1 protein-coding gene is annotated in these 1,581 nt (G+C 60.6%); it reads right to left on the bottom strand.

Annotated elements, in window-relative coordinates:
- Positions 1-88: 88 nt before the first annotated feature.
- Positions 89-1,504: a sigma-54 interaction domain-containing protein gene (locus ACW9JC_RS30190; protein ID WP_457459628.1), complete on the bottom strand. Its 1,416-nt coding sequence runs from the start codon at positions 1,502-1,504 to the stop codon at positions 89-91.
- Between the last annotated feature and the right edge of the window lie 77 nt (positions 1,505-1,581).

The raw sequence follows: 1,581 nt of genomic DNA, 5'->3' as shown, positions 1-1,581 counted from the left end.
CAGAGAAACGCTGAAACCCTTGTAGGAGCTGCCGCAGGCTGCGATCTTTTGATTTTGAAGAAATCTACAAATAGAGACATGTATCTCTTTATGGAGATTCTACAATCCCCAACGCCGCCATCTTCTTGTACAACGTCGACCGGCCAAGCCCCAGTCGCGCCGCCGCATCGATCACCTTGCCCCCGCATTGCGCCAGGGTTGCTTCGATCAATTGCCGGTCGAAACGCTCCCGCGCCGCACTGAACGTCTCGTGTTCCAGCGGCTCGATGGTCAACGGCGTCACGCGCTCAACCGGGGTAAACGTGCCGATCGCCGCGCGGATGTCCGTTGCTGAAAGGCGCAGGTCATCACTTAGCAGTGCGGCCCGCTCCAGCACGTTGCGCAGCTCGCGGATATTGCCCGGCCAGGCGTGTTGACCCAGAAGAGCCAGCGCTTCGCTGTGGAGCTCGTGCTGGCTGCGCAGCTCTTCAAGGATTGCTTCGCTGAGGGCGGGCAGGTCGTCGAGACGGTCGCGCAGCGGCGGGACATGGATTGGCAGAACGTTGAGGCGGTAATACAAATCGGCACGAAACTCGCCGCGTTTGATCGCCGCTTCCAGGTCGGTCGAGGTAGCGGCGATGACCCGCACATCGCTCTGGATCACGTCGTTGGAGCCGACCGGTTCAAATTCCTTTTCCTGCAATACCCGCAGCAGTTTGCTTTGCAGCGGCAGCGGCATGTCACCGATTTCATCGAGGAACAGCGTACCGCCCTGAGCGATCTGCAATTTGCCGGCGCGGCCCTTGCGATCGGCGCCGGTAAAGGCGCCGGGCGCGGTGCCGAAAAATTCGGCTTCCAGCAATGATTCCGGGATCGCTGCGCTGTTGATGCTGACAAATGCCTTGTGCGCGCGCGGCGAAGCGTTGTGGATAGCCTGCGCCAGCAACTCCTTGCCGGTGCCGGTTTCGCCGAGTAGCAACACCGGCGATTCGGTGCTGGCGCTGCGCCGGGCGCGGCGTTTGACTTCCAGGCTGGCGGCGCTGGTGCCGATGAAGTGGGCGAAGTTGTATTTGGTCTGCCTTGCCCGCAACAGTGAGCGGGTCGACGCCAGTTCTTCCTGCATGCTCATGTAGCGTTTGAGCATCGGCGACAGGCTGCGCAACTCGTCGAACAGGGCAAAACCGATGGCGCCGATCACTTCGCCGGCGTCATCGTGGATCGGCAGGCGCATGACCACCAGTGGCTCTTTGGGGGTGTCTTGCATGTCGAGCAGAATCGGCCTTCCGGTGCGCACCACTTCACGTAACAAACTACCGGGAATCACGCTTTCGCAGGCCTTGCCGATGGCGCCCTCGGCCGATTGCAGGCCGAAACGCCGGGCATAACGCTCGTTCATCCAGACGATGTTGGCGTCGCGGTCGACGATCACCGTGCCTTCGCTCGACTGCTCGATGATCTCGAACAACGAACGGATCGCCAGCAGGCGAACGCGCTGGTAGTCCTTGAGGCTTTCGGTGGTGTTCATGGTGTGCATCCATTTTTAGAATCAAGGTCAAAAGATCGCAGCCTTCGGCAGCTCCTACAGGGAATGCGGTCGGGGTA

The organism is Pseudomonas sp. SDO5591_S426 (genome assembly GCF_054070755.1).
This window is presented reverse-complemented; position numbering and strand designations above follow the sequence as displayed.